Origin of the sequence: Pseudotabrizicola sediminis (assembly GCF_004745575.1) — a bacterium.
In the GTDB taxonomy this organism is placed as follows: domain Bacteria; phylum Pseudomonadota; class Alphaproteobacteria; order Rhodobacterales; family Rhodobacteraceae; genus Pseudotabrizicola; species Pseudotabrizicola sediminis.
Genome location: NZ_RPEM01000003.1, coordinates 103213 through 125708, shown reverse-complemented (window position 1 = coordinate 125708; position 22496 = coordinate 103213). Strand labels below are relative to the sequence as shown.

At 64.5% G+C, this 22496-nt stretch carries 26 protein-coding genes and 1 tRNA gene; 19 read left to right on the top strand and 8 right to left on the bottom strand.

Translation table 11 applies throughout. The annotated features are described in order from the left end of the window. Positions 1-21 precede the first annotated feature (21 nt). Positions 22-435: a c-type cytochrome gene (locus tag EEB11_RS05455; protein WP_135429409.1), complete on the top strand. Its 414-nt coding sequence runs from the start codon at positions 22-24 to the stop codon at positions 433-435. Here EEB11_RS05455 and EEB11_RS05450 read toward each other — a convergent pair whose 3' ends face one another. The 3 genes from EEB11_RS05450 to parE form a co-directional block, all read right to left on the bottom strand. Then, entirely contained in the window at positions 436-1128 is a 693-nt protein-coding gene (locus tag EEB11_RS05450; RefSeq protein WP_135429408.1) for a DUF1194 domain-containing protein, read from the bottom strand. A gap of 176 nt (positions 1129-1304) precedes the next feature. Continuing rightward, entirely contained in the window at positions 1305-1436 is a 132-nt protein-coding gene (locus tag EEB11_RS20230; RefSeq protein ID WP_256370725.1) for a hypothetical protein, read from the bottom strand. A 408-nt stretch (positions 1437-1844) separates the two neighbouring features. Continuing rightward, positions 1845-3800 carry a DNA topoisomerase IV subunit B gene (gene parE, locus EEB11_RS05445; RefSeq protein WP_135429407.1) on the bottom strand — a complete coding sequence of 652 codons (1956 nt, stop codon included), beginning with the start codon at positions 3798-3800 and terminating at the stop codon, positions 1845-1847. Positions 3801-3951: 151 nt separating this feature from the next. Here parE and EEB11_RS05440 point away from each other — a divergent pair, with 151 nt between their 5' ends. Further along, positions 3952-4848, top strand: coding sequence for an NAD-dependent epimerase/dehydratase family protein (locus EEB11_RS05440; protein ID WP_135429406.1), 897 nt, complete (start codon positions 3952-3954; stop codon positions 4846-4848). Between the two features lie 117 nt (positions 4849-4965). Here the strand turns inward: EEB11_RS05440 and EEB11_RS05435 are convergent, their stop codons facing one another. Further along, entirely contained in the window at positions 4966-5622 is a 657-nt protein-coding gene (locus EEB11_RS05435) for a glutathione S-transferase family protein (protein WP_135429405.1), read from the bottom strand. A 190-nt stretch (positions 5623-5812) separates the two neighbouring features. On the opposite strand from EEB11_RS05435, the gene EEB11_RS05430 reads away from it, so the two are divergent. From EEB11_RS05430 to hisD, 4 genes are all read left to right on the top strand, one after another. Next, a complete protein-coding gene (locus tag EEB11_RS05430; protein ID WP_135429404.1) occupies positions 5813-6466 on the top strand; it encodes a DUF1007 family protein in 654 nt (217 codons plus the stop codon). Further along, on the top strand, positions 6454-7365 hold the full coding sequence (locus EEB11_RS05425) for a nickel/cobalt transporter (RefSeq protein WP_135429403.1): 912 nt from the start codon (positions 6454-6456) through the stop codon (positions 7363-7365). The genes EEB11_RS05430 and EEB11_RS05425 overlap by 13 nt, the downstream gene beginning before the upstream one ends. 39 nt (positions 7366-7404) lie before the next feature. Beyond that, positions 7405-8787, top strand: a complete 1383-nt coding sequence (locus EEB11_RS05420) for an MATE family efflux transporter (RefSeq protein WP_135429402.1) — start codon at positions 7405-7407, stop codon at positions 8785-8787. Between the two features lie 135 nt (positions 8788-8922). Further along, the gene (gene hisD / locus EEB11_RS05415) at positions 8923-10224 is read left to right on the top strand and encodes a histidinol dehydrogenase (RefSeq protein WP_135429401.1); all 1302 of its coding nucleotides are present in this window, start codon (positions 8923-8925) and stop codon (positions 10222-10224) included. Positions 10225-10227: 3 nt separating this feature from the next. Here the strand turns inward: hisD and EEB11_RS05410 are convergent, their stop codons facing one another. Continuing rightward, on the bottom strand, positions 10228-10710 hold the full coding sequence (locus EEB11_RS05410) for a thermonuclease family protein (RefSeq protein ID WP_167852661.1): 483 nt from the start codon (positions 10708-10710) through the stop codon (positions 10228-10230). Positions 10711-10834: 124 nt separating this feature from the next. Between EEB11_RS05410 and EEB11_RS05405 the strand changes: the two genes are divergently transcribed. Then, entirely contained in the window at positions 10835-11314 is a 480-nt protein-coding gene (locus tag EEB11_RS05405; RefSeq protein WP_135429399.1) for a UPF0262 family protein, read from the top strand. Positions 11315-11318: 4 nt separating this feature from the next. Then, entirely contained in the window at positions 11319-11786 is a 468-nt protein-coding gene (locus tag EEB11_RS05400) for an arsenate-mycothiol transferase ArsC (protein WP_135429398.1), read from the top strand. 6 nt (positions 11787-11792) lie between these two features. Here EEB11_RS05400 and EEB11_RS05395 read toward each other — a convergent pair whose 3' ends face one another. Next, entirely contained in the window at positions 11793-12197 is a 405-nt protein-coding gene (locus tag EEB11_RS05395; protein WP_135429397.1) for a winged helix-turn-helix transcriptional regulator, read from the bottom strand. A 94-nt stretch (positions 12198-12291) separates the two neighbouring features. Here EEB11_RS05395 and EEB11_RS05390 point away from each other — a divergent pair, with 94 nt between their 5' ends. The 10 genes from EEB11_RS05390 (at position 12292) to EEB11_RS05345 (ending at position 18935) form a co-directional block, all read left to right on the top strand. After that, entirely contained in the window at positions 12292-13134 is an 843-nt protein-coding gene (locus EEB11_RS05390) for an SDR family oxidoreductase (protein WP_135429396.1), read from the top strand. Between the two features lie 122 nt (positions 13135-13256). Then, positions 13257-13661: a ketosteroid isomerase-related protein gene (locus tag EEB11_RS05385; RefSeq protein WP_135429395.1), complete on the top strand. Its 405-nt coding sequence runs from the start codon at positions 13257-13259 to the stop codon at positions 13659-13661. After that, on the top strand, positions 13658-14281 hold the full coding sequence (locus EEB11_RS05380) for a GNAT family N-acetyltransferase (RefSeq protein ID WP_135429394.1): 624 nt from the start codon (positions 13658-13660) through the stop codon (positions 14279-14281). The genes EEB11_RS05385 and EEB11_RS05380 overlap by 4 nt, the downstream gene beginning before the upstream one ends. Next, the gene (locus tag EEB11_RS05375) at positions 14278-15159 is read left to right on the top strand and encodes a carbon-nitrogen hydrolase family protein (RefSeq protein WP_135429393.1); all 882 of its coding nucleotides are present in this window, start codon (positions 14278-14280) and stop codon (positions 15157-15159) included. Before EEB11_RS05380 ends, EEB11_RS05375 begins: the two co-directional genes overlap by 4 nt. Before the next feature lie 168 nt (positions 15160-15327). Then, a complete protein-coding gene (infA, locus tag EEB11_RS05370; protein WP_054005112.1) occupies positions 15328-15546 on the top strand; it encodes a translation initiation factor IF-1 in 219 nt (72 codons plus the stop codon). A 1-nt stretch (position 15547) separates the two neighbouring features. Then, the gene (locus EEB11_RS05365) at positions 15548-16123 is read left to right on the top strand and encodes a Maf family protein (protein WP_135429392.1); all 576 of its coding nucleotides are present in this window, start codon (positions 15548-15550) and stop codon (positions 16121-16123) included. Then, complete coding sequence (locus EEB11_RS05360; RefSeq protein ID WP_135429391.1) at positions 16120-17169, top strand: ribonuclease E/G; 1050 nt, start codon at positions 16120-16122, stop codon at positions 17167-17169. The genes EEB11_RS05365 and EEB11_RS05360 overlap by 4 nt, the downstream gene beginning before the upstream one ends. After that, on the top strand, positions 17166-17345 hold the full coding sequence (locus EEB11_RS05355) for a DNA gyrase inhibitor YacG (protein ID WP_135429390.1): 180 nt from the start codon (positions 17166-17168) through the stop codon (positions 17343-17345). The genes EEB11_RS05360 and EEB11_RS05355 overlap by 4 nt, the downstream gene beginning before the upstream one ends. 105 nt (positions 17346-17450) lie before the next feature. Further along, a tRNA-Phe gene (locus EEB11_RS05350) sits at positions 17451-17526 on the top strand. 269 nt (positions 17527-17795) lie between these two features. Then, positions 17796-18935: a methyl-accepting chemotaxis protein gene (locus EEB11_RS05345; RefSeq protein ID WP_210134379.1), complete on the top strand. Its 1140-nt coding sequence runs from the start codon at positions 17796-17798 to the stop codon at positions 18933-18935. 139 nt (positions 18936-19074) lie between these two features. Here the strand turns inward: EEB11_RS05345 and EEB11_RS05340 are convergent, their stop codons facing one another. Both EEB11_RS05340 and EEB11_RS05335 read right to left on the bottom strand, forming a co-directional pair. Next, entirely contained in the window at positions 19075-19866 is a 792-nt protein-coding gene (locus tag EEB11_RS05340) for a peptidoglycan-binding domain-containing protein (RefSeq protein WP_135429389.1), read from the bottom strand. A 147-nt stretch (positions 19867-20013) separates the two neighbouring features. After that, positions 20014-20883: a hypothetical protein gene (locus EEB11_RS05335; protein ID WP_135429388.1), complete on the bottom strand. Its 870-nt coding sequence runs from the start codon at positions 20881-20883 to the stop codon at positions 20014-20016. Between the two features lie 132 nt (positions 20884-21015). Between EEB11_RS05335 and miaB the strand changes: the two genes are divergently transcribed. Beyond that, positions 21016-22326, top strand: a complete 1311-nt coding sequence (miaB, locus tag EEB11_RS05330) for a tRNA (N6-isopentenyl adenosine(37)-C2)-methylthiotransferase MiaB (protein WP_135429387.1) — start codon at positions 21016-21018, stop codon at positions 22324-22326. The last annotated feature ends 170 nt before the right edge of the window (positions 22327-22496 follow it).

The window sequence follows — 22496 nt, the reverse complement described above, 5'->3', positions numbered from 1 at the left end:
AAAGTCCCAAAGGAGGCCGCCATGGCGCAGCCGTTGCCGATACTATCCCTGTTTGCAGCCCTTGGTCTGGGGGCCTGCGTGCTTGGCACCACGCCCGAGCCGGTGCCAACCGGGGCGGAGGACTTTGCCGATTTTTGTGCGGGCTGTCATGGGCTTAGTGGAAAGGGTGCCGGAGAGCTGGCAGGCACGCTTGCCCGCCGCCCCGCCGATCTTACCCTGCTGGCGCGGCGCAATGGCGGGACATTCCCGACGACGCAGGTGATGGCCAAGATCTGGGGCTATACCGGTGGCAAGGGCAGCGATGTGATGCCGAATTTCGGCCCGCTGCTGGACAGTGAGCTGGTTCCCTATGATGGCGGCGACGGGATCATGACGCCAACGCCGGTGCGGTTGGTGCAGATTGCCGAGCATTTGAAATCCATTCAGATCAGGTAGTTACGGGCTTATGGCCTGTGCGATAACCTGGCCCTCGGGCATGCCGGCGATTTCCAGCACCAGCTTGCGGCGCACCGCACTGGCAAAGGTGTCGCGGCTGGTGGCGGCGACCACGAAGGCGCCCGGGCCGCCGATGATCTGATCGGCATAGGCCTGTGCCAGATCCTGCGCCCGGGCATCGCGCAGGATGGGCAGGCCGTTGATGGTGATGCCCGCCGCCAGCACCTCGGCACGGGCATCACTGATGCGGGGGCCAGAGAAGTTTCCGATGGAATCCCCTGAAAAATCAATGACCTGCCGCAGGCTAGTGATCTGGTTGTCCTCGATCAGCCGCTTGCCTTCCAGGAGCGCCGCGCCGATGGCATTGCGCCCGGTGGCGAGGCGGGGCGGGATCAGCAGGCGGGCGGCAAAGGCCTGCGCGGCCTCGGGTCCGTCGATCACCGCCCAGTCGACCACCACCACCTGATTGGCGGCCCATTCCACGTAAGTCACCGCAATGGTGCCGGTGAGGGTGGAAGAAATCGCATATAAAACATCGGGATGCGTGATGGCGGTGGCGTAGCCCTGCCGCTGGAACTCTACCTCCTCCTGATCAATCGAGCCAGAGGCATCGGCCAAAAGCACCAGTTCCAGATCCACCTCTTGCGCGAGGGCGGGCAGGGGGAGGAACAGCAGGGGCATGATCCATCGCATGGCAAAGCCTAGCGCGGATGGCGGGCGGGTGCGATCACGATGGCGTGGGTGATTTTGGCGTCAACCGGCGCAAAACGGGTCTGGTCTGGGTGTGGCCCGCGTATGGCGCACGTATGGCTTACGTCATGACGCTGGCGCCGCTGGCGGGGAAGCCCCCCGCCGGGGCACAAACGCTGTTACTTGACCCGTTTTCCGGCAATCGTGGTGCCATCCTTGGACAGCCCCGAGTTGGCGGTGGCCAGAACCTTGACGACTTCCTTCTTGGGCTTCTTGGCTTCCTTGCCGCCCTTGTTCTTTTCCTTGCCCATGGCGCAGTCCTTTGTGATGAGGGTTCCCGCCAGCCCATGCCAGAGGGATCGCTGCCTGCCAGAGGGCTTTGCGCCACAGAGCGGCAGGCATCAGGGGCGGCCCTCGATGGGGGCGGAGCCTGTAGAGCGAAGATGGGCGTTTGGCGAGGGGAAGGCAAGGGGTGGGGGTGGGCAGTTGGGTGGATCGTTTGATCGGGGCACTCCCGGACGAGGGGCATGCGGTAGGGCGGGGTTCACCCCGCCAATGTGGCGCGGGGTGGCGGGGTGAACCCCGCCCTACGCTCGCATATATGTTCTTGCTGCAGTCACTCAATCGTATGAGAATTTTTGTTTTGTGCGGATGGGTCCTGACCCTAGATATATCCGATGAATTGTATGGCGGCGTTTAGGCTTTTCCATCCGTTTCCATCACACATCCAACTCCTCCACAAACCGCGCGTTTTCCTGAATGTACTGGAACCGCAGTTCCGGTTTCTTGCCCATCAGCCGTTCCACCAGATCGCCGGTCATGCCCGGTTCGTCCTCGTCAATCGTGACGCGGATCAGTTTGCGCGACGCGGGGTTCATGGTGGTTTCTTTCAGGTCCTTGGCGTCCATCTCGCCCAGACCCTTGAAGCGTTGCACGTCGATTTTGCCTTTGCCGCCCAAGCCCTTGGCCAGCCACAGCTCTTTTTCGGCGTCGTCGGCCACGTACATGCGGCGCGCGCCTTGGGTCAGGCGGTAGAGGGGGGGGCAGGCGAGGTACAAATGCCCTTTGTCGATCAGCGGGCGCATCTGGGTGAAAAAGAAGGTCATCAGCAGGCTGGCGATATGGGCGCCGTCGACATCGGCGTCGGTCATGATGATGATCTTGTCATAGCGCAGGTCATCGACGTTGAAGCGGGTGCCCATCGAGACGCCGAGCGCCTCGCAGATGTCGCGGATTTCGGAGTTGTCGTTGAGCTTGTTGGAGGCCGCGCCGAGCACGTTGAGGATCTTGCCCTTGAGGGGGAGGAGGGCTTGGGTTTCGCGCGAGCGGGCGCCCTTGGCGGAGCCGCCGGCGCTGTCGCCCTCAACAATGAACAGTTCGGTGCCTTCGCGGTTTTTCGCGGTGCAATCGGTCAGCTTGCCGGGGAGGCGCAGTTTCTTGGTGGCGGATTTGCGCTGCGTTTCCTTTTCCATCCGGCGGCGGAGGCGTTCATCGGCGCGCAGGATCAGGAAATCGAGGATGCTGCCTGCCGATTTGGGGTCGGCGGCGAGCCAGGTGTCGAAGTGGTCGCGCACGGCGAGTTCGACATAGCGGGCGGCTTCCTCGGTTGCCAGACGGTCCTTGGTCTGGCCGACGAATTGCGGTTCGCGGATGAAGCAGGAGACGAGGGCGCAGCCGCCGGTGAGGAGGTCTTCGCGGGTGATCTGGTCGGCCTTGCGGTTCTTCACCCGCTCGCCGTAAGCGCGGATGCCCTTGAGGATGGCGGCCCAGAAGCCGGATTCGTGCGTGCCGCCCTCTGGCGTAGGGACGGTGTTGCAATAGGACTGGATGAAGCCATCGCGCGCGGGCGTCCAGTTGATCGCCCATTCGACGGAGCCGGGGACCTGGAACTTCTCGGTGAAGGCGACTTTGCCGGCGAAGGGGCGGTCGGCATAGGTGGTGGATTTGGCGAGCGTGTCGGTGAGGTAATCGGCGAGGCCGCCGGGGAAGTGGAAGGTGGCTTCCAGCGGGGTCTCGCCATCGTTGACGGCGGTTTTCCAGCGGATTTCCACGCCCGAGAACAGGTAGGCCTTTGACCGCGCGGCCTTGAGCATGCGGGCGGGTTTGAGGGTGAGGGAGCCGAAGATTTCCGGGTCGGGGTGGAAGGTGACGGAGGTGCCGCGCCGGTTGGGGGCGGGGCCGACCTTTTGGACCGGGCCTTGCGGGATGCCGCGGGAGAATTCCTGTACGTAAAGCTCGCGGTTGCGGGCGACTTCGACGCGCATGTGGTCGGAGAGTGCATTGACGACGGAGGCGCCGACGCCGTGCAGACCGCCGGAGGTGGCGTAGGCGTCGCCGCCGAATTTGCCGCCAGCGTGGAGGGTGCACAGGATGACTTCGAGCGCGGATTTGCCGGGGAATTTCGGGTGCGGGTCGATGGGGATGCCACGGCCGTTGTCGCGGATGGTGACGGTGTTGCCGGCGTGGAGTTCGATCTCGATCCGGGTGGCATGGCCGGCCACCGCCTCGTCCATCGCGTTGTCGAGGATTTCGGCGACGAGGTGGTGCAGGGCACGCTCGTCGGTGCCGCCGATATACATGCCCGGGCGCTTGCGGACCGGTTCCAGCCCTTCGAGCACCTCGATGGAGGAGGCGTCGTAGACGGGCGTGGTGCCGGAAAGGAGGTCATTGGCCATGGCATGCTCGATTCTTGTTCTGGGTCAGGGCTGGCGCGCATTAGATCACCCAAGGGGCCGGGGGCGCAAGACGTGGAGGCGCAAGATATGGGGGCATTGCCGCGGCTGGCTGCGTGCCCTAGGTCTGGGGGCCTAACAGGGAGGAACGGGCATGCGGGTGTTTTTCACAGGCGGATCGGGCAAGGCGGGCAAACATGTGATCCCGTATCTGGTGGCGCAGGGGCACAGGGTGCTGAACTTTGACCGGGTGCCGCTGGGCGGCGCGGGGGTGCATGACCTGTTGGGCGATATAGCCGATGCGGGGCAGGTCTATTCGGCGATGCATTCCCACGCCGGGTATGACGAGCTGGAAACCGGGCAGGGGGCAAGGGCGTTTGACGCGGTGGTGCATTTTGCCGCCATCCCGCGCATGATGATGTGCCCGGATACCGAGACCTGGCGGGTCAATGTGGTCGGCACCTATAACGTGATCGAGGCGGCGGTGAAGCTGGGCATCCGCAAGGTGATCATCGCATCCTCGGAAACAACCTATGGCATCTGCTTTGCCGATGGGGTGACCGATCCGCATTCCCTGCCGCTGAATGAGGACTATGACATCGACCCGATGGACACCTATGGCACCTCGAAAAAGGTGAACGAGGTGACGGCGCGCAGTTTTGCGCAGCGATCTGGCGCCGATATCTATGCGCTGCGGATCGGCAATGTGGTGGAACCGCAAGAGTATGAGACGCTGTTTCCGCAGTATTTCGCGAACCCCGAAGTGCGGCGCAGGAATGCGTTCAACTATGTCGACGCGCGGGATCTGGGGCAGATCGTGGATCTGTGCCTGAAGAAGGATGGGCTGGGGTTTGAGGTGTTCAACGCCTGCAATTCGACCAATGGCATGAACATTCCCAATGCGGAGTTGCTGGCGCGGTATTTTCCGGGCGTGCCGGTGACGGAAGAACTGGGACCATGGGACAGCCTGATGTCGAACCGCAAGATCCGCGATGTGCTGGGGTTTGAGGACGCGCATGACTGGCGGGACATTCTGCCCGGCCACGGCTGATCTGCGGGCCAGAGTTGATCTGAAGGAGCGGCTGCGCCGCGCGGTTTTTGCCTCGTCGCGCGGCTGCGCCGCGTCTCCTCGGGGACGCGCGGAGGCGAAGCCGGGGGGCTGGCCCCCCTATTCGGGTTCGGCTGCGCGCCGGGACCATACCGTGTTGAACGCGGGGCGGCTTTGGGCGGCGCTGAGCCAGCGGGCGGTTTTGGGGAAATCGGTGAGCAGGGGCGCGTAGGACTGGCCGTAGCGCAGGCATTCGGCCACCATGATGTCGGCGACGGTGAAGCGGTTCATGAGCCAGTCATGGTGTGCCAGATGCTGTTCCAGCCGCGACAGAGGACGTTTGAGCTTTTCGGCGGCTAGGCGGATGATGCCCTGACCGGTGGGCGAGTCGGCCTGACCGTCGCGGGTGGTGTAGAGGATTTCGATGGCAGCGGGTTCGACTGCGGTGGCGGCGAACAGCGCCCATTGTTCCATCAAGGATGCCTCGTCATCCGACGCGGGGCCAAGCGTGCCGCCATATTTGCGGGCGATGTGCAGGCATATGGCAAGGGATTCAGTCAGCAGCAGTGCCCCATCGCGCATGGCGGGGACTTGCCCCAGCGGGTTGATGGCGAGGTAATCCGGCATGGCGGTGTTCAGCGCGGCGCTGGCCGCCGTGGCATCGGTCAGTCGGTAAGCCTGAATGACGGGGATATGGCTGAAGGGAGCCTTGCATTCCTCTAGCACCCAGAGGGGCCTGATCGCGCGGGATCGGTATACGCCGTAAATGGTCAGCATCGGGGTCTGTCCTTTTGTGGATGATGTGAGTGCAGCACGGGCGCGGGGGGCGAGCAAGGGGGGAATGCGGGGTTTGGGCGCTGGCCGTTGCCAGAGACAGCCGGGGCGGGCTGGCAATTCTGTGCCGGGGGCTGCGTTCGGGCCGTTTGCGGGCATGGCGGCGCGGGCGGCTTTGGGCTAATCATATGGCATGAGAACCCTGAGAGCGGTCTGTGTTGCGGTGATCCTGTCTGCTCCTGTCGGGGCGGCGGCGCATCCGCATGTGTTTATCGATGCCACCATCGAGGTGATTTTCGACGCGGAGGGCCGGGCCGAGGCGGTGCGGATCGGTTGGACCTATGATTCGCTGTTTTCGATGACCTATGTGGCCGAGCAGGGGCTAGATCCGGATTTTGACGGGGTGCTGACGCCGGAGGAAGAGGCGGCGCTGGCGGGGTTTGACATGGAGTGGCATGCGGAGTTTGCGGGCGACACCTATGCCTTGCTGGGTGATGTGCCGCTGGGGCTGTCGCAGCCGGTTGAGTCGACGGCGGCCTATCAAGACGGATCCTTGGTGTCGACCCATCTGCGGCGGTTGTCGGAGCCTGTGGCGTTGGGGGAGGGTGAGTTGGTGGTGCAGGTCTATGATCCGTCGTTTTACACATCCTATCTGATTGCCGGAACGCCGGTGCTGACCGGGCGGACGGGCTGCCGGGTACAGGTGTACGAGCCGGACCGGGCGGCGGCGGACGCGCGGCTGGAGGCGGCGCTGCAGGAGCTGGCGGGCAGTGCCGATGCCGAAACCGAGTTTCCGGCGATTGGCAGCGCCTATGCCGAGGAGGCGCGGATTTCATGCGCGCCGTAGGCGGGGTGTTTGCGCTGGCGGGGCTGGCGGTGGCGCTTGTGCTGGCGGCGCTGTGGGGCTTTGGCTGGTTGGAGCCGGTGGCGCGCTGGGCGGCCGGCCAGCAGCGCGCGGTGCAGGAGGGGCTGGCCGTGGCGGTGCGCGCCTTGCGGGCCGGGCAGCCGGGGGCGTGGTCGGCGCTGCTGGCGGTGTGTTTTGCCTATGGGTTCTTTCACGCGGTCGGGCCGGGGCATGGCAAGGCGGTGATTGGTGGTTACGGGCTGGCGCGGCGGGTGCGGTTGGTGCCGCTGGCCGGGCTGGCGCTGGCGTCATCGCTGGCGCAGGCTTTGGTCGCGGTGGTGCTGGTGGCGGGTGGGGCCTTTGCGCTGGGCTGGACCCGGGTGCGGATGGAGGGCTTTGCCGAGACCGCGATGGTGCCGGTGTCGCATGGGCTGATCGCCGGGCTGGGGCTGTGGCTGGTGTGGCGGGGGGCGCGGGGGTTGTGGGCGGGTCGGCGTGTGACCGAGGTGGCGCATGAGCATGAGCATCACAGCCACGAGGACTGTGGCTGCGGGCACGCGCATGGGCCGAGTGTGGAGCAGGTGGCGCAGGTCACGAGTGCCCGCGATGCGGCGCTGCTGATCGGGGCGATTGCGCTCAGGCCCTGTTCGGGGGCGTTGTTTCTGCTGATCCTGACATTCGCCATGGGCATTGGCTGGGCCGGGGTGGCGGGCACCTTTGCCATGGGGTTGGGCACGGCATCGGTGACCATTCTGGTGGCGGGCCTGGCGGTCTGGGCGCGCGAGGGGGCCTTTGCCACCCTGCCCGGGGCGGGGCTGGCGCGGGTGCTGCCGGGGGTGGAACTGGTGGCGGGCGCGGTGATTGCTGCCCTGTCGTTGGCTTTGCTGGCGGGGTCGTTCTGACGCTTGCCTAAGGGCAAGGGGCGTCGTATCGGTTTGCCCATGAATTCAGCGCCTGTTTCCCCCCCTGCGTCGCAAACTGCGACGGATCATGTCCGCGCCACGCTGGCGCTGGGGCTGCCGTTGATCGGCAGCCATGTCGCGCAATTCGGGCTGCATGTGACCGATACCATCATGCTGGGTTGGTATGGCGTGGTGCCGCTGGCGGCGGGGGTGCTGGGCGCGTCGAGCTTTTTCGTGCTGTTCATCATGGGTTCGGGCTTTGCGAAAGCCGTGATGCCGATGGTGGCCAATGCACAGTCGCAGGGCGATGAGGTGCAGGTGCGCCGGGTGGCGCGGATGGGGCTGTGGCTGTCAATCCTATTCGGGGTGCTGATCTATCCGGTGTTCTGGTGGTCGGAGGCCATTCTGCTGGCGCTGGGGCAGGCCCCGGATGTGTCGGCGCTGGCACAGGATTATCTGCGCGTTGTGGGGCTGGGGATGATCCCGGCGCTGCTGGTGATGGTGCTCAAAAGCTATCTGTCGGCGCTGCAACGGACGCAGGTGGTGCTGTGGATCACGGTGGCGGCGGTGCCGTTGAACGTGGCGATCAACTGGGCGCTGATCTTTGGCAACTGGGGCGCGCCGGAGTTGGGGGTGATGGGGGCGGCGATTGCGACGGTGACCATTCAGATCCTGTCGCTGCTGTTTTTGTGCCTCTATGCGGCGCTGTTGCCCAGCTTGCGGCGCTATCAGCTGTTTTTGCGGTTCTGGCGGCCGGACTGGTCTGCCTTTGCCGCCGTGTTCCGTCTGGGCTGGCCGATGGGGCTGACCGGGCTGGCGGAAAGCGGGTTGTTTCACGCGTCGGCCTTGATGATGGGGTGGATCGGGACGGTTGAACTGGCGGCCCACGGGATTGCGCTGGAGATTACCGCGCTGACCTTCATGGTGCATGTGGGCCTGTCGAACGCGGTGACGGTGCGGACAGGCGGCTTTGCCGGGGCCAGGAATTACGCGGCGATGCGGCTGGGGGCCAAGGTCGCCATCATGCTGTCGGTCGTGGTGGCGGGGCTGACGATGGTGCTGTTCCTGACGCTGCCCGAGCCGCTGATTTCGGTATTCATCAGCCCCGACGAGCCTACGCGGGGGGTGATTCTGGCGGTGGGGGCATCGCTGCTGGCCTGTGCGGCGGTGTTCCAGATGGCAGATTCGATGCAGGTGATGGCGCTGGGGCTGCTGGCGGGGGTGCAGGACACAAAGGTGCCGATGATCTATGCCGCGATCAGCTATTGGCTGATCGGGATACCGGCCAGCTATATTCTGGCGTTCCCGATGGGCTATGGCGCGGTCGGGCTGTGGATCGGGCTGGTGATCGGGCTTGCCTGTGCGGCGGTGAGCCTGATGGCGCGGTTCTGGTCGCGGCTGCCTGCGGCACCTGCTGTCTGAGGGCGGAGGGGGGCGCTGCCCCCCACGCGTGCCGCGCTCCCCCGGAGCAATCGGAAAGGGTGCAATCGCAATTGCCGGGTTGAGGGGGGGGCGGGGGCGCGCTATCTGGGGCGGGATTGTGGAAAGGGTGCTGCCATGCCTGTGTTTCTGAGCTTTGATGAGGCGGATTTCGAGGCGCGCTTTGCGCAGCTTCTGGGGATGAAGCGCGAAGAGGCCGAGGACGTGGATCAGGCGGTGGCCGGGATCATCGCCGATGTGCGGGCGCGGGGGGACGACGCCGTGCTGGAGCTGACGGCGCGGTATGACCGGCTGGAGCTGACGGCGGCGGGGATGGCGTTTTCGGCGGCCGAGATTGCGGCAGAGGTGGCCAGGGTTTCGCCGGAGGACCGGGCAGCACTGGAACTGGCGGCAGAGCGCATCCGGGCCTATCACGCGCCGCAGCGGCCCGAGGATGCAAGTTGGGTCGATGCGGCAGGGGCGAGCCTTGGCTGGCGCTGGACGCCGGTATCGGCGGCGGGGCTGTATGTGCCGGGGGGGCTCGCGTCTTATCCGTCATCGGTGCTGATGAATGCGATTCCTGCCAAGGTGGCGGGCGTGGGGCGGCTGGTGGTGACCTGCCCGACGCCGGACGGGGTGGTGAACCCTCTGGTGCTGTTGGCCGCGCAGATTGCCGGGGTGGATGAGGTGTACCGCATCGGCGGGGCGCAGGCGATTGCGGCGCTGGCCTATGGCACCGATACGATTGCGCCGGTGGACAAGATCACTGGGCCGGGCAATGCATTCGTGGCGGCGGCCAAGCGGCGGGTGTTTGGCCGGGTGGGCATCGACATGATTGCCGGGCCGTCGGAAATTCTGGTGATTGCGGATGCAGGCAACGATCCGGACTGGATCGCGCTGGATCTGCTGAGCCAGGCCGAGCATGACCAGAGCGCGCAGGCCATTCTGATCACCACCGATGCCGCTTTGGGAAAGGCCGTGGCGGCGGCGGTCGAGGTGCGGTTGCAGACGCTGGAGCGGCGCGAGATTGCCGGGGCCAGCTGGCGTGACAATGGTGCGGTGATTGTGGTGAGGGATCTGGTGCAGGCGGCGGCACTGGCCAACCGGATTGCGCCCGAACATCTGGAGATCATGGTGGAGGATTGCGAGGCTTTGGCCGCGATGATCCCGCATGCGGGGGCGATCTTCCTTGGGCCGTGGACGCCAGAAGCCATCGGCGATTATGTCGGCGGGCCGAACCATGTGCTGCCCACCGCGCGGTCGGCGCGGTTCTCATCGGGGTTGAACGTGCTCGACTTCATGAAGCGCACCACGATGGCGCGGATGACGCCAGAGGCGTTGAAGGCGATTGGTCCCGCGGCGGAGCGGCTGGCGATCAGCGAAAGCCTTGAGGCGCATGGGTTGAGCGTGCGGGCGCGGCTGGACCGGTTGAACGGGTGATTGTCAGTCGAGGCACCAATTGAACGCTGACTGATGTGGTGACCATTCAACCGCGAGCTGCCGGTCCAGCAACTCCTTGGACAACGGCAGCCAGCGGTCACTGACCCAGCGCCGGACATCTGCGACAACGCGGCCTGAAAACGCATCATAGCTGACCTGTCTGAGCTGAACGTCTAGCCCGGTGGGATAGAGTTTTTCGACCTGAGCTTTGGCCGCTATGGCGTTGTCGAGTTCCTTTTCGCAATCTGGCCGGAAGAGTTCCGGCGCACCTATATCCCTGACCCGCACAGCATATTCTGCGCGCAGGCCGGGCCAGAGTGCGACGTTGACTTGAAGAGTATCGCCGTCGATGACCCGGACAACGGTTGCTGCATAGGGACCAGCAAAGACGGTGGCTCTACTTGTCACGTCGGTTTGGGCCGTGGCGGGCGGGATGATGCAGAGCGAGATGAGAAAACATGCAGCGGCGGCGCGCAAAAATAGCATATCGGCTTCCCTCAACAGTTTTGCATTGTGAAATTGTGCTGCCTGATTCTGAGCCGGTCAAGTCTCTTGCACAGCACCCTACTGTCAGGCATCACCTGTGTATCCCCGCGCAAGGCCCAAACCCATGACGAACCGCATCTGCCACATCGAGATCGACGACAAGGGCCTGGCCCGCCCCACGGCGGAGATCGAGCAGGAGCGGCGGGTCGCGATCTTTGATCTGCTGGAAGAGAACTCGTTCGATCTGCCGCCGCGCGACGGGCGGGCGGTGCCTGCGGGGCCGTACAGGCTGGGGCTGGCGATCCGTGAAGGGCGGCTGGTGTTTGATGTGGCTGCCGAGGACGGGGCGGCGGTGGGGGCGTTCCACCTGTCACTCGGGCCGTTCCGGCAGGTGGTGAAGGATTACTTCCAGATCTGCGAAAGCTACTTCGAGGCCGTGAAGCGCCTGCCCCCCAGCCAGATCGAGGCGATCGACATGGCGCGGCGTGGTATCCACAACGAGGGCGCGCGCATTCTGCAGGAACGGCTGGAGGGCAAGGCCGGGGTGGACACCGATACGGCCCGACGGCTGTTCACGTTGATCTGCGTCCTGCACTGGCGGTAGGGTTTTGGCTGCGTTTCCCCAATCGGTGCTGTTTTGCTGCGATCACAACGCTGTCCGCTCGCCGATGGCCGAGGGGCTGATGAAGAAGTTCTACGGTCAGCGCGCCTATGTGCAGTCGGCCGGTGTCAGGAATGACATGGAGGTGGACGGGTTTTCGGTCGCCGTCTGCCAAGAGCTGGGGATCGAGCTGTCGCGCCATCGCAGCCGCAGCTTTGAGGAGATGCAGGAATGGGGCGATGATCTGTCGCAGTTCGACCTGATCATCGCACTGTCGCCCGCCAGCCAGCGGATGGCGCTGGAGCTGACGCGGCATTTCCATCTGGATATCGAGTATTGGCCTGTCCTCGACCCAACCGGTCTGGGGGAGTCGCGCGAACACAAGCTGTCGGCCTACCGGCAGGCGCGCGACCAGATCCGCGAGCGGATGATTGGCCGCTTTGGCGCGCCGACCGAAGGGGCGGCGGCGGGGTGAAGACCCTTAGAGGGCCGCTTCCGGTTCTGGCTGGGCCGGGGTGGCACCCATTCTGGGCAGATTGCTTTCGATCCACGCGGTCAGCGCGATGACATGCGCCGCGGCTTCGGTCCCCAAGGGCGTCAGGCTGTAGCTGACATGCGGCGGCACCACATCGCGGGCCACGCGCAGGATAAAACCATCCGCCTCAAGCTGTTGCAGGGTTTGCGCCAGCATCCGTTCGCTGACCCCGTCGATCCGGCGGCGCAACTGGGCAAAGCGGTGCGGGCCGGTGGCAAGGGTCACCATGACAAGCGTGCCCCATTTGCTGGTCAGGTGCTGCAGGATGCCGCGCGAAGGGCAGTTCGCTGCCAGAACATCGCCCCTGCGCCACTGGTCGATCAGGTTGTGTGCTGTGGTGGAAGGGGTCATGTGCGCCTCTGCGGTATACTAACAAAAATGTATGTACTTACGATAAGGAAGTAAAGGCGGTACTTCGGTCGTGTCGCAATTTCAGGAGATCTCCATGACCACCATCGCCGTGACCGCAGCCACCGGCCAGCTTGGCCGCCTTGCCATTGCCGCCCTGATCGCCCGGGGGGAACGCCCCATCGCCCTTGCCCGCAGCCCGGAAAAGGCCGCCGATCTGGGGGTGGAGGTGCGCGCCTTTGACTACACCGCCCCGGATGCCGCCGCGCTTGCGGGGGTCGATGTGCTGGTGCTGATTTCGTCCAATGATTTCAACGACCGCGCCGGGCAGCATGGCAATGTGATTGCGGCGGCGAAGGCGGCGGGGGTGGAGCGGGTGATCTACACCTCGATCCTCAAGGGCGATGCGTCCCCCATGATGCTGGCGCAGGATCATTGTGCGACCGAAGCGGCGCTGAAGGCGTCGGGTCTGACCTATACGCTGCTGCGCAATGGCTGGTATCTGGAAAACCTGACCGGATCGCTGGCAGCAGCCTTGGCGCATGGCGCGGTCATCGGGTCCGCTGGCGAGGGCCTGTTCTCTGCCGCTGCGCGCGCGGATTTTGCCGAAGCGATTGCGGTCACCGCCGCAACCGAAGGCCATGACAATGCGGTCTATGAACTGGCGAGCGATACTGCCTTTACCATGGCGGAGTTCGCGGCCGAACTGGGCCGCCAGTCCGGCAAGGCGATGCGCTATGACAGCCTGCCCGAGGCGACCTATGCCGATATCCTGATCGGCTTTGGCCTGCCCGAAGGCTTTGCCCGCATCTTGGCCGACAGCGATGCCAAGGCGGCACAGGGCGCACTGCACGATGACAGCGGCACCCTGTCGCGCCTGATTGGTCGCCCGACCACGCCGATGGCAGAGGGAATCGCGCAGGCGCTGGCAAGTTTCTGATATTTGCGGCTTTTCCAAATACCCCGGTGGAGTGGGGGCTGGCCCCCACTCCACCGCTGGCCAAAAGGACTGGCCATCCGGTTTAATGCCGCTATCGTGCGGTCAGAACCCGGAGCTGTCCCATGTCCCAAGCCGAAATCACCCTTGCCGCCTATTACGCCGCCTTCAATGCGGGCGACCCCACCGGAATGCTGGCGCTGGTCACCGATGATGTGGAACATCGGGTGAATGAGGGGGGCATCCGGCGCGGGCGCGAAAAGTTCGCGGAGTTTTGTGCGCATATGGGCGTCAGCTACCGCGAGCAGTTGCACGATCTGGTGATTTTCACCTCGCCCGACGGCACGCGCGGCGCGGCGGAATTTACCGTGCATGGCGAATATCTGAAGACCGACCCCGGATTGCCCGAGGCGCGGGGGCAGCGCTATGTGCTGCCGGCGGGGGCGTTCTTTGATCTGCGGGAGGGGAAAATCGCCCGCATCACCACGTTTTACAACCTGTCGGATTGGGTGGCGATGGTGTCGGCATGAGCGATGCTGCCGCAGCGCGGCCCGACCTGCCGGAGGGACTCCGTGTCCGCGCCCTGCAGGGGGCAGAGCTGGAGCAGCATCTGGATGCGGTGGCGGGCCTGCGGATCGCGGTATTCCGCGACTGGCCCTATCTGTACGACGGCGCGCTGGAATATGAGCGCGATTATCTGCAGACCTACCGCGATGCGCCGCAGGCCCTGCTGGTGGGGGCATTTGATGGCGATCGGCTGATCGGGGCCTCGACCTCGACCCCGATGGAGGATCATGCGGCGGAATTCGCCGCCCCCCTTGCCGGGCTGGGGCTGCCGCTGACCTCTATCCTGTACGGTGCGGAATCGGTGCTGCTGGCGGAGTATCGCGGGCTGGGGCTGGGGCACAGGTTCTTTGATCTGCGCGAAGATCATGCCCGCGCCTTGGGGCGCAGTCATGTGGCCTATTGCTCGGTTCAGCGGCCTGTTGATCACCCGTTGCGGCCTGATCTTCACCGCAGCAATGATGCGTTCTGGCTGGGGCGCGGCTATGCGCCCTTGCCGGGCGTGATTGCTGAATTTTCATGGCGCGATGTGGGCCATGATGTCGAGACCAAGAAACCCCTGCAATTCTGGATGCGCGCCTTATGACCAGCTTTACCACAACCTTTACCTTGGCCGCTGCCGCCTACGATCTGACCTGGTTTGACCATTTCGACGACCATGCCGCCAAGCTGGGCAGGTGGGTTGCGGATGCGGCGGCGCAGGGGGCAAAGCTGCTGGTGTTCCCCGAATATGGCGCGATGGAGCTGTGCAGTCTGGGCGGGCGCGCGGTGGCGGCGGATCTGGAGGCGGGGTTGCATGAGGTGGCGCGGCACGGGCCTGCCACCGATGCGCTGCATCTGGACCTGGCGCGGGCGCATGATTGCCTGATCCTTGGCGCGTCGCGGCCGTTTTTCGCGGGCCCCCGCCCGGTGAACCGGGCCACGCTCTATGGGCCGGACGGGATTATCGGGCATCAGGACAAGCAGATCATGACCCGGTTCGAGCGTGAGGAGTGGGATGTGGTGGCCGGGCAGGGCCTGACGCCGTTTGACACCGATCTGGGCCGCATCGGGGTGATCATCTGCTATGACAGTGAATTTCCGCTGCTGGGGCGGCATCTGGTGGATCAGGGGGCTGAGATTTTGCTGGCCCCGTCCTGCACCGAATCTCTGGCCGGGTTTTCCCGGGTGCGGATCGGGTCGATGGCGCGGGCGCTGGAAAATCAATGTGTTGTGGCCCATGCCCCCACGGTTGGCCCCTGCGATTTTTGCCCGGCGGTGGATATGAACACGGGGTCGGCGTCGATCTATGGCCCGCCCGATACCGGCTTTCCGCCGACGGGGATTCTGGCCGAAACCACGCTGAATGTGCCGGGCTGGGCAGTGGCAGAGGTGAGCCTTGAGGCGATCCGCCATGTGCGGCGCGATGGACGGGTGTTGAACCATCTGCATTGGGGCGAACAGGCGGCGCGCACCGCAGGATAACGCGGGCTGCGTTGCCTGCCTGACGGCGCGGATCGCTTCGGGCGCGGCGCGTCTGCGCCGCTGCGTGGGGCGAGTGGCGGAGAATCCTCTTGAAAACCCGGGGAATCAGGCGCATATGCGCCGCACATGGCCTGCGGTTCCCGCGGGCTCATATTTATTGGAGTGACCATGGCCAAGGAAGACATTCTCGAATTCCCCGGTGTCGTCAAGGAACTCCTGCCGAACGCGACATTCAAGGTTGAACTCGACAATGGCCATGAATTGATTGCGGTGATGGCAGGCAAGATGCGCAAGAACCGCATCCGCGTTCTGGCAGGCGACAAGGTACAGGTGGAAATGACCCCCTACGACCTGTCGAAGGGCCGTATCAACTATCGTTTCAAGTAAGTTGCGGCTGATTTTAGGCTCTGCCAGCCCGCGCCGGAAAGAGCTTCTGGCGCAGATAGGGCTGGTGCCGGATGCCATCCTTCCCCCCGACATCAACGAAGATCCGCGCCCCCGCGAATTGCCGCGGCCCTATTGCGCGCGGATTGCGCGGGAAAAGGTGCTGGCGGTGGAGGCCGGGCCCGACGACGTGGTGATCTGCGCCGATACCACGGTGGCGCTTGGCCGCCGCATTCTGGGCAAGCCCGCGAACGCGGGTGAGGCTGCGGCGTTCCTGACGCTGCTGGGCGGGCGGCGGCATGAGGTGATCACCGCAGTGGCCGTGCGCCGGGGGGGCCGAATTCTGACCCGCGAGTCGGTGAGCACGGTCAAGATGAAGCGGTTGTCGGATGCCGAGTTGAACGGGTATCTTGCGTCGGGCGACTGGCAGGGCAAGGCGGGCGGCTATGGCATCCAAGGGCTTGCGGGCGCGCTGATCCCTTGGATTCAGGGCAGTTTTACCGGCATCATGGGTTTGCCGGTGGCGGAAACCGCAGTTTTGCTGGAGGCCATCGGCTATCCGGTCTGGAGGCAGGCATGATCGGTCGCGTGGTGATACTGGACGAGGTGGGCGACCGGCAGATGGCGGCGCTGGTGGTGGACGGGCAGTTGCAAGAGCTGTCGGTGGACCCGGGGGCCGAAGCAGTGCTGCCGGGTGCGATCTACCGCGCCATTGCCGACAGGCCCGTAAAGGGGCAGGGCGGGATTTTCGTGAAGCTGCCGGGCGGGTCTGGCTTTCTGCGCCAGATCAGCGGCATTGCCCCCGGTCAGCGCATTCTGGTGCAGGTGACGGGGCCGGCAGAGGCCGGCAAGGCCATTCCGGTGACGGCGCGGCTGCTGTTCAAGTCGCGCTTTGCGATTGTGACGCCGGACGCGCCGGGGCTGAACATCAGCCGCCGCATCCGTGACGAAGACCTGCGGGCCGAGTTGGCGGAGCTTGCCAGCGCCGGTATGGCGGGCGCGGCGGAAACGCTGGGCCTGATCCTGCGGTCGTCCTGTGACGGGGCCGAAGCCGATGCCATAGCCGAGGACATCGCCGCGATGCGGGGCTTGGCCGAGGCGGTGCTGGTGGATATCAAGGGCGACGCCGAACTGCTGGTCGATGGCCCGGGCGCGCATGACATTGCGTTCCGCGACTGGCTGGACCCGGCCCCGGATGACGTGGTGACGGAACCCGGCGGTTTTGCAGAACATGGCGTCGATGCCATGGTGGCGGACCTGTTGACCCCGCGCGTTGACCTTGTGGGCGGCGGGCACATGATGGTGGAGCCGACGCGGGCGCTGGTCGCGGTGGATGTGAACACCGGGCCGGACACCAGCCCCGCCGCCAGCCTGAAGGTGAACATCGCCGCCGCACGTGATTTGCCGCGCCAATTGCGGCTGCGCGGCCTTGGCGGGCAGGTGGTGGTGGATTTCGCGCCGATGTCGAAGAAAGACCGCGCCATTCTGGATCAGGTGATCAAGGCCGCCTTCAAGGGCGACGGCGAGGCCAATCTGGCGGGCTGGACCACGCTGGGCCTGTACGAGCTGACCCGCAAGCGCGACCGGCTGCCGCTGGCCGAGGTGGCGGGGGGGCTGTTCGCATGAGCTGCCCGATCTGCAAAAAGCCCACCGATGCGAACTACCGTCCGTTCTGCTCGCGCCGCTGCGCCGATGTGGATCTGGGCCGCTGGCTGACCGAAAGCTATGTGATTCCCGCACCCGAGGGTGAGGAAGAGACCCCGCCCGACGCTGATGACGAGGACCGTCTGCCGCGTCATTGAGCGGGGAGAGGGGCTGCGGGCAAAAAGCCGAAAAAGCCTCTGGACAGCCCCGCCGCCCTGACGTATCACCCGCCAACCGAAAGCAGCGGTGCTGCAAGGTCCGGTGCCCGGATAGCTCAGTTGGTAGAGCAGCGGATTGAAAATCCGCGTGTCGGCGGTTCAAATCCGTCTCCGGGCACCACTTAAATTCACCAAATCGTTGCGCTGGTTTCGTCTTCGGGTGTCGCCTTATTGGCGCTTCTGGAGGAAGGCTTGACACCGCGCGCCCGCTGCGCGCACCGGTTTTGACCGTCATCGTCCTGCGGTTCTGCGCACTGCGGGTGCGGGATGGGTTGCCCCGGCACTGTGACAGATCCAACCCAGCGATTTGATGTGCGCCACCGATAAACCTTTTTTCATGCCTCGCTGATTATCTTGCACGGAAGATGCGCAGGTCATGGGGCTATCAAAATGTTGAAAGGGTTTGGGCAGGGCAAAGGGGGCATTCCTTCGGCCGCGCTGTTGCAAAGTGCGGTCGCGCAGGCGATCGATGCCGTGGTCCTGATTGATGTGTCGAACGCCGTGACATACTTCAACGATGCGGCTGAAGCGCTGTGGGGATACCGTCGCGCCGAGGTGCTGGGGAAAAACGTATCGATGCTGGTTCCCGAAGCCCACCGGCACAATCATGACGCCCTGATCGACGCCAACCGCACCACCGGGATCAACAAGATCGTCGGAACCAGCCGCGAGGTCATCATTCCCCGCAAGGATGGCTCGACTGTGCCTGCAAGTCTGGCCTTGTCGAAGATGAAAGTCCGGGGGTCCTGGGTCTATGCCGCTTTCATCCGGGACATGTCCAAGGAGATTGCGACGCGCAACGACATTCTTGATCGCGCCGGCACAAGCGTTGATCTGGTTGTGGTGGATTGCGAAAAGGTTGCCGACCTTTCGACCACGATCAGCGAGGGCGCAGCGCGTCAGGCGTCGTCTGCGCAACTTGCATCAGCTGCGATGGAAGAGATCACCGCCTCTTTGCGGAATTGCGCACAGAATGCCGCAACAACCGAGAAGATCGCGACAGGCTGTTCCAAGGATGCGCAATGCGCCGGTGAGTCTGTGTCCCGCGCGGTTCAGGCGATGGCGGAAATTGCCGAGAAGATCCGGATCGTGCAGGAAATCTCGCGCCAGACCGATCTGCTGGCGCTTAACGCGGCCATCGAAGCCGCGCGGGCGGGGAGCCATGGCAAGGGGTTTTCAGTCGTGGCCTCTGAGGTGCGCAAGCTGGCCGAACGAAGCAATGCCGCAGCCCTTGAAATCGTCCGGCTGTCTTCAGAGACGCTGAAAGCCTCACAAGAGGCGGGGCGAGAGATTGCTGCCCTTGTCCCTGAAATCGCCAGGACGGCTGATCTTGTGCGGGAGATCTCGGCGGCCACCCGTGAACAACAGGTGGGCGGCGAGCAGGTCAATCAGGCGATCCGCGACCTGGACCGGGTTATCCAGGACAGTGCAGCCACGGCAAACTCCGCAACCCAGACCAGCGCTTCGCTCAAGACCCGGTCTGACGACCTCAGCACCATGATTGCAGCGATGCGAAGCGGCAAGGTATGAGGGGCCTGCCGGTCTTTGGGCGGGGCTGATCTTCGTACGGTTGCGTATCGGGGGTTTGGGGTGGGTGATGGTGCTATGCGCTTGGCAACCGCCCAGAGGACGGCGGGCCTTTGACCGCTGGTATGGCCCGCCGGCAGGGTTAGATGCCGGTCTGGCGGCGCAATTCGCGCAGCTGGTCGGCTGTCATGTAGCCGGTGGCGCGCAGGCCTTCGTCGCGCTGCCACGCCGACAGGGCGCTGCGCGTGTTGGCCCCGAAGACGCCATCGACGCCGCCGGTGCGGTAGCCCAAAGTTGTAAGCCGGCGCTGGATTTCGCGCCGTTCGGCCACGGTCAGGCCCAGCAGGCGTTCTTCGGTGCGGTCATCGACGGCATCAGGGTCGGGTGTCACGGGGGCCGGGCCTGCCACGGGGCCGGCCTGCCGGGCGATCAGGGTGACCTGCGCCTGGGTGACATAGCCGGTCGAGGTAAGTTTGTTGGCGGTTTGCCAGCGGCGGATCGCTGTGCGGGTGTTCGACCCCCAGAGCCCGTCGGCCACGCCGGTGGGGTAGCCAAGCTTGGTGAGCTGCGTTTGCAGCTGCACGCGTTGGGTGCGGGTCAGGCCAAGGGCGGCCTCGGCCGCAGCGGCGCGGGCCGCTGCGCTGACGGGCTGCGCCGGTTCAACCGGGGCGGGTTGCGTGACAGAAGCCCCCAGCCGTTGCAGCGCGCGTTCCGCATTGATGCGATAGGCACCCTGCGGATATTGCGACAGATAGCTGCGATAGGCGGTAACGGTGTTCTGGCTTTGCGCCTGTGAAAAGGCGTTCTTGTCCATTTCTTGGGTGACAAGTGATTTCGCGACACCGGACAGGATGTCGCCGAAATCCTGCGCGGTTGCGGGGGCGGCGGCGCCGAGACCGGCGATCAGCAGAAGCGGAAAAGTCAAAGTGCGCATGGCGTGGTTCCTTTCGGACGAAGCGACTGTAACGACGCAGGAATTTCGTCGGGCCCGCCCACGTCACAAACGCATGAAACTGGAAATGGTTCCGCCCTGTGTAGGGTATCTTTGGGGGGCTTGTGCCGCGCCCCCACCTTCAGGCGGTCAAAACCATTGCCCCGGTTCCATCAGGCCAAGGTCCATCAGTTGCTGGCTGTGCCAATCAAAGGGCGTGGAGTTGCGCCAGCGGAAATCATGGATGTCAAAGCGCGAGCCGGGGTTGGTGCGCAGGGCCTTGGCGGTTCGGAACGACACCAGCGCCGTGGTGATGTTGTTGTGCCACGGGCAGGCGTAGGTGTTCATCTCTTCATCCGACAGGGTGAAATCGGGGCGCAGGGTCAGGCCCGGACGGGTCTTGAACAGGCAGATCCGGTCGATCTTGCGCCGCTGGGGCGAGACGTGTTCTTCGAACCGCCAGCGCAACCCGCCGAAGAAATCCAGCTGCCGTTCCTTGGGGTAATTGTGGTTCAGCGGATCGGGGCGGCCAAGGGCGTAATAGCCCGACCTGTCCAGATGCGCATCGGACAGCGAGACCGCATTGGGAAAGCGGTCCAGATCGCCTGCATAAAGGTCGATGGTATAGGTCAGGATGGCGTCGCGGCGCTCTTCGGTATGAAAGGCCAGCAGTTCCAGCACATTGCGGGTCTCGCAGAACGGGTAGAACAGGTATTCGGCGTTGTAGCCGTAGAACAGCCAGACACCCGGCACCGCAGCGATGATGCGGTTTACGGCGGTGACCAGCGCGCCTTCGGCATGCACGTCGTGATCGACGCGGTGAATCTTGCCCTCGATGCTGGCGGGCAGGGTGATTTCGGGTGGCGCAAGCAGCACAATCGCCGGGAAGCCGGCGGTCTGGTGGTGGCGCAGGGTGGTGTCCACCTCAACCTCGTCTTCGGCCATGATCACGGCGACCGGGCCTTTGCCGATGATGGCGTGGGCCGTGGTCAGGAAGGAGGTCAGTCCGCTGTGGCGCATGTTTCCCCTCTGTCCTTCCCCGCTGATGTCACCAGACTCGGCGATGGGGGGGCGTTTTGCAAGGGGGGGCTTCGCGTTGCGCCCGGTTGCTGTTCGCGGTAGAACACGCGCTGATCCACGGCGGGGTAGCCCATGTCTGATGCCAAGAAGCTGTTCATCAAGACCTATGGCTGTCAGATGAACGTCTATGACAGCGAGCGCATGGCCGAGGCCATGGGCGCGGACGGCTATACGCTGACCGATGTGGTGGAAGATGCCGACATGGTGCTTTTGAACACCTGCCATATCCGCGAAAAGGCCAGTGAAAAGCTGTTTTCCGATCTGGGCCGGTTGCGCCCGCTCAAGGACGCGCGGCCGGACCTCAAGATCGGGGTGGCGGGCTGCGTGGCGCAAGCCGAAGGGGCGGAGATTCAGCGGCGGATGCCGCTTGTGGATATCGTGGTCGGGCCGCAGGCCTATCACCGCTTGCCTGCGCTTGCGCGGGCGACCGGACCGCAGGTGGACACCGAATTTCCGGCCGAGGACAAGTTTGACCACCTGCCCGAGCGCCGCGCCCTGCGCGGGCCGACGGCGTTTCTGACGGTGCAGGAAGGCTGCGACAAGTTCTGCGCGTTTTGCGTGGTGCCCTATACCCGTGGGTCCGAGGTCAGCCGCCCGGTGGACCGCATCTTGCGCGAAACGCGCGATCTGGTGTCGCGCGGGGTACGTGAGGTGACGTTGCTGGGTCAGAACGTGAATGGCTATCACGGTGCAGGCGAGGGCGGGGCCTGGACGCTGGGCCGGTTGATCCGGTCTTTGGCGCAGGTCGAGGGGCTGGAGCGCGTGCGCTACATGACCAGCCATCCCAATGATATGGACGACGATCTGATCGCGGCCCATGGCGATGTGCCGCAGTTGATGCCCTATCTGCACCTGCCGGTGCAGTCCGGGTCTGACCGGATATTGAAAGCGATGAACCGCAAGCATACGCGGGACGATTATTTCCGGGTGATCGACCGTATCCGCGCGGTGCGGCCCGACACGCTGTTTTCGTCCGATTTCATCGTGGGTTTTCCGGGTGAAACCGATGCCGATTTTGCCGACACGCTGGATCTGGTGCGGCGGGTGGGGTACGGCCAGTCCTATTCGTTCAAGTACTCGGCGCGGCCCGGAACGCCTGCGGCGGAAAAGCCCCCGGTGGAGGCAGCAGTGGCGGACCGCCGGTTGCAGGAGTTGCAAGCGCTGATCCTTGACCAGCAGCGCGCGGGGCAAGAGGCGATGGTCGGGCGTGAGGTGACGGTGCTGTATGAAAAGGCCGGACGCCAGCCGGGACAGATGGTGGGCAAGTCTGACCACCTTCATGCGGTGCACGTCGACGATGCGACGGGGCAGGTGGGCGAGCTGGCGCGGGTGCGGGTGGTGGCTTCGGCGGCCAACTCGTTGTCGGCGGTCAGAATTTCCTGAGCGTGAACAGTTTGGGTTGAGGCTGCGTTTTGCCTGCGCAGCGGGGACAATGGCACGGACTGGCGCAGCGGATGTGGGGTATTTGCCCAGATTCTGCCGCATAAATGCCCTGAATTGTTCAAATTTCGCTTTACTTCACTTTTCCTCGACGTCAATCCTTGTCGGATAAT

What these genes read in the sequence shown, in the direction of transcription:
- EEB11_RS05455 (WP_135429409.1), top strand. Translation starts at nt 22, where the DNA reads ATGGCGCAGCCGTTGCCGATACTATCCCTGTTTGCAGCCCTTGGTCTG.
- EEB11_RS05450 (WP_135429408.1), bottom strand. Translation starts at nt 1,128, where the DNA reads ATGCGATGGATCATGCCCCTGCTGTTCCTCCCCCTGCCCGCCCTCGCG.
- EEB11_RS20230 (WP_256370725.1), bottom strand. Translation starts at nt 1,436, where the DNA reads ATGGGCAAGGAAAAGAACAAGGGCGGCAAGGAAGCCAAGAAGCCCAAG.
- parE (WP_135429407.1), bottom strand. Translation starts at nt 3,800, where the DNA reads ATGGCCAATGACCTCCTTTCCGGCACCACGCCCGTCTACGACGCCTCC.
- EEB11_RS05440 (WP_135429406.1), top strand. Translation starts at nt 3,952, where the DNA reads ATGCGGGTGTTTTTCACAGGCGGATCGGGCAAGGCGGGCAAACATGTG.
- EEB11_RS05435 (WP_135429405.1), bottom strand. Translation starts at nt 5,622, where the DNA reads ATGCTGACCATTTACGGCGTATACCGATCCCGCGCGATCAGGCCCCTC.
- EEB11_RS05430 (WP_135429404.1), top strand. Translation starts at nt 5,813, where the DNA reads ATGAGAACCCTGAGAGCGGTCTGTGTTGCGGTGATCCTGTCTGCTCCT.
- EEB11_RS05425 (WP_135429403.1), top strand. Translation starts at nt 6,454, where the DNA reads ATGCGCGCCGTAGGCGGGGTGTTTGCGCTGGCGGGGCTGGCGGTGGCG.
- EEB11_RS05420 (WP_135429402.1), top strand. Translation starts at nt 7,405, where the DNA reads ATGAATTCAGCGCCTGTTTCCCCCCCTGCGTCGCAAACTGCGACGGAT.
- hisD (WP_135429401.1), top strand. Translation starts at nt 8,923, where the DNA reads ATGCCTGTGTTTCTGAGCTTTGATGAGGCGGATTTCGAGGCGCGCTTT.
- EEB11_RS05410 (WP_167852661.1), bottom strand. Translation starts at nt 10,710, where the DNA reads ATGCTATTTTTGCGCGCCGCCGCTGCATGTTTTCTCATCTCGCTCTGC.
- EEB11_RS05405 (WP_135429399.1), top strand. Translation starts at nt 10,835, where the DNA reads ATGACGAACCGCATCTGCCACATCGAGATCGACGACAAGGGCCTGGCC.
- EEB11_RS05395 (WP_135429397.1), bottom strand. Translation starts at nt 12,197, where the DNA reads ATGACCCCTTCCACCACAGCACACAACCTGATCGACCAGTGGCGCAGG.
- EEB11_RS05390 (WP_135429396.1), top strand. Translation starts at nt 12,292, where the DNA reads ATGACCACCATCGCCGTGACCGCAGCCACCGGCCAGCTTGGCCGCCTT.
- EEB11_RS05385 (WP_135429395.1), top strand. Translation starts at nt 13,257, where the DNA reads ATGTCCCAAGCCGAAATCACCCTTGCCGCCTATTACGCCGCCTTCAAT.
- EEB11_RS05380 (WP_135429394.1), top strand. Translation starts at nt 13,658, where the DNA reads ATGAGCGATGCTGCCGCAGCGCGGCCCGACCTGCCGGAGGGACTCCGT.
- EEB11_RS05375 (WP_135429393.1), top strand. Translation starts at nt 14,278, where the DNA reads ATGACCAGCTTTACCACAACCTTTACCTTGGCCGCTGCCGCCTACGAT.
- infA (WP_054005112.1), top strand. Translation starts at nt 15,328, where the DNA reads ATGGCCAAGGAAGACATTCTCGAATTCCCCGGTGTCGTCAAGGAACTC.
- EEB11_RS05360 (WP_135429391.1), top strand. Translation starts at nt 16,120, where the DNA reads ATGATCGGTCGCGTGGTGATACTGGACGAGGTGGGCGACCGGCAGATG.
- EEB11_RS05355 (WP_135429390.1), top strand. Translation starts at nt 17,166, where the DNA reads ATGAGCTGCCCGATCTGCAAAAAGCCCACCGATGCGAACTACCGTCCG.
- EEB11_RS05345 (WP_210134379.1), top strand. Translation starts at nt 17,796, where the DNA reads ATGTTGAAAGGGTTTGGGCAGGGCAAAGGGGGCATTCCTTCGGCCGCG.
- EEB11_RS05340 (WP_135429389.1), bottom strand. Translation starts at nt 19,866, where the DNA reads ATGCGCACTTTGACTTTTCCGCTTCTGCTGATCGCCGGTCTCGGCGCC.
- EEB11_RS05335 (WP_135429388.1), bottom strand. Translation starts at nt 20,883, where the DNA reads ATGCGCCACAGCGGACTGACCTCCTTCCTGACCACGGCCCACGCCATC.
- miaB (WP_135429387.1), top strand. Translation starts at nt 21,016, where the DNA reads ATGTCTGATGCCAAGAAGCTGTTCATCAAGACCTATGGCTGTCAGATG.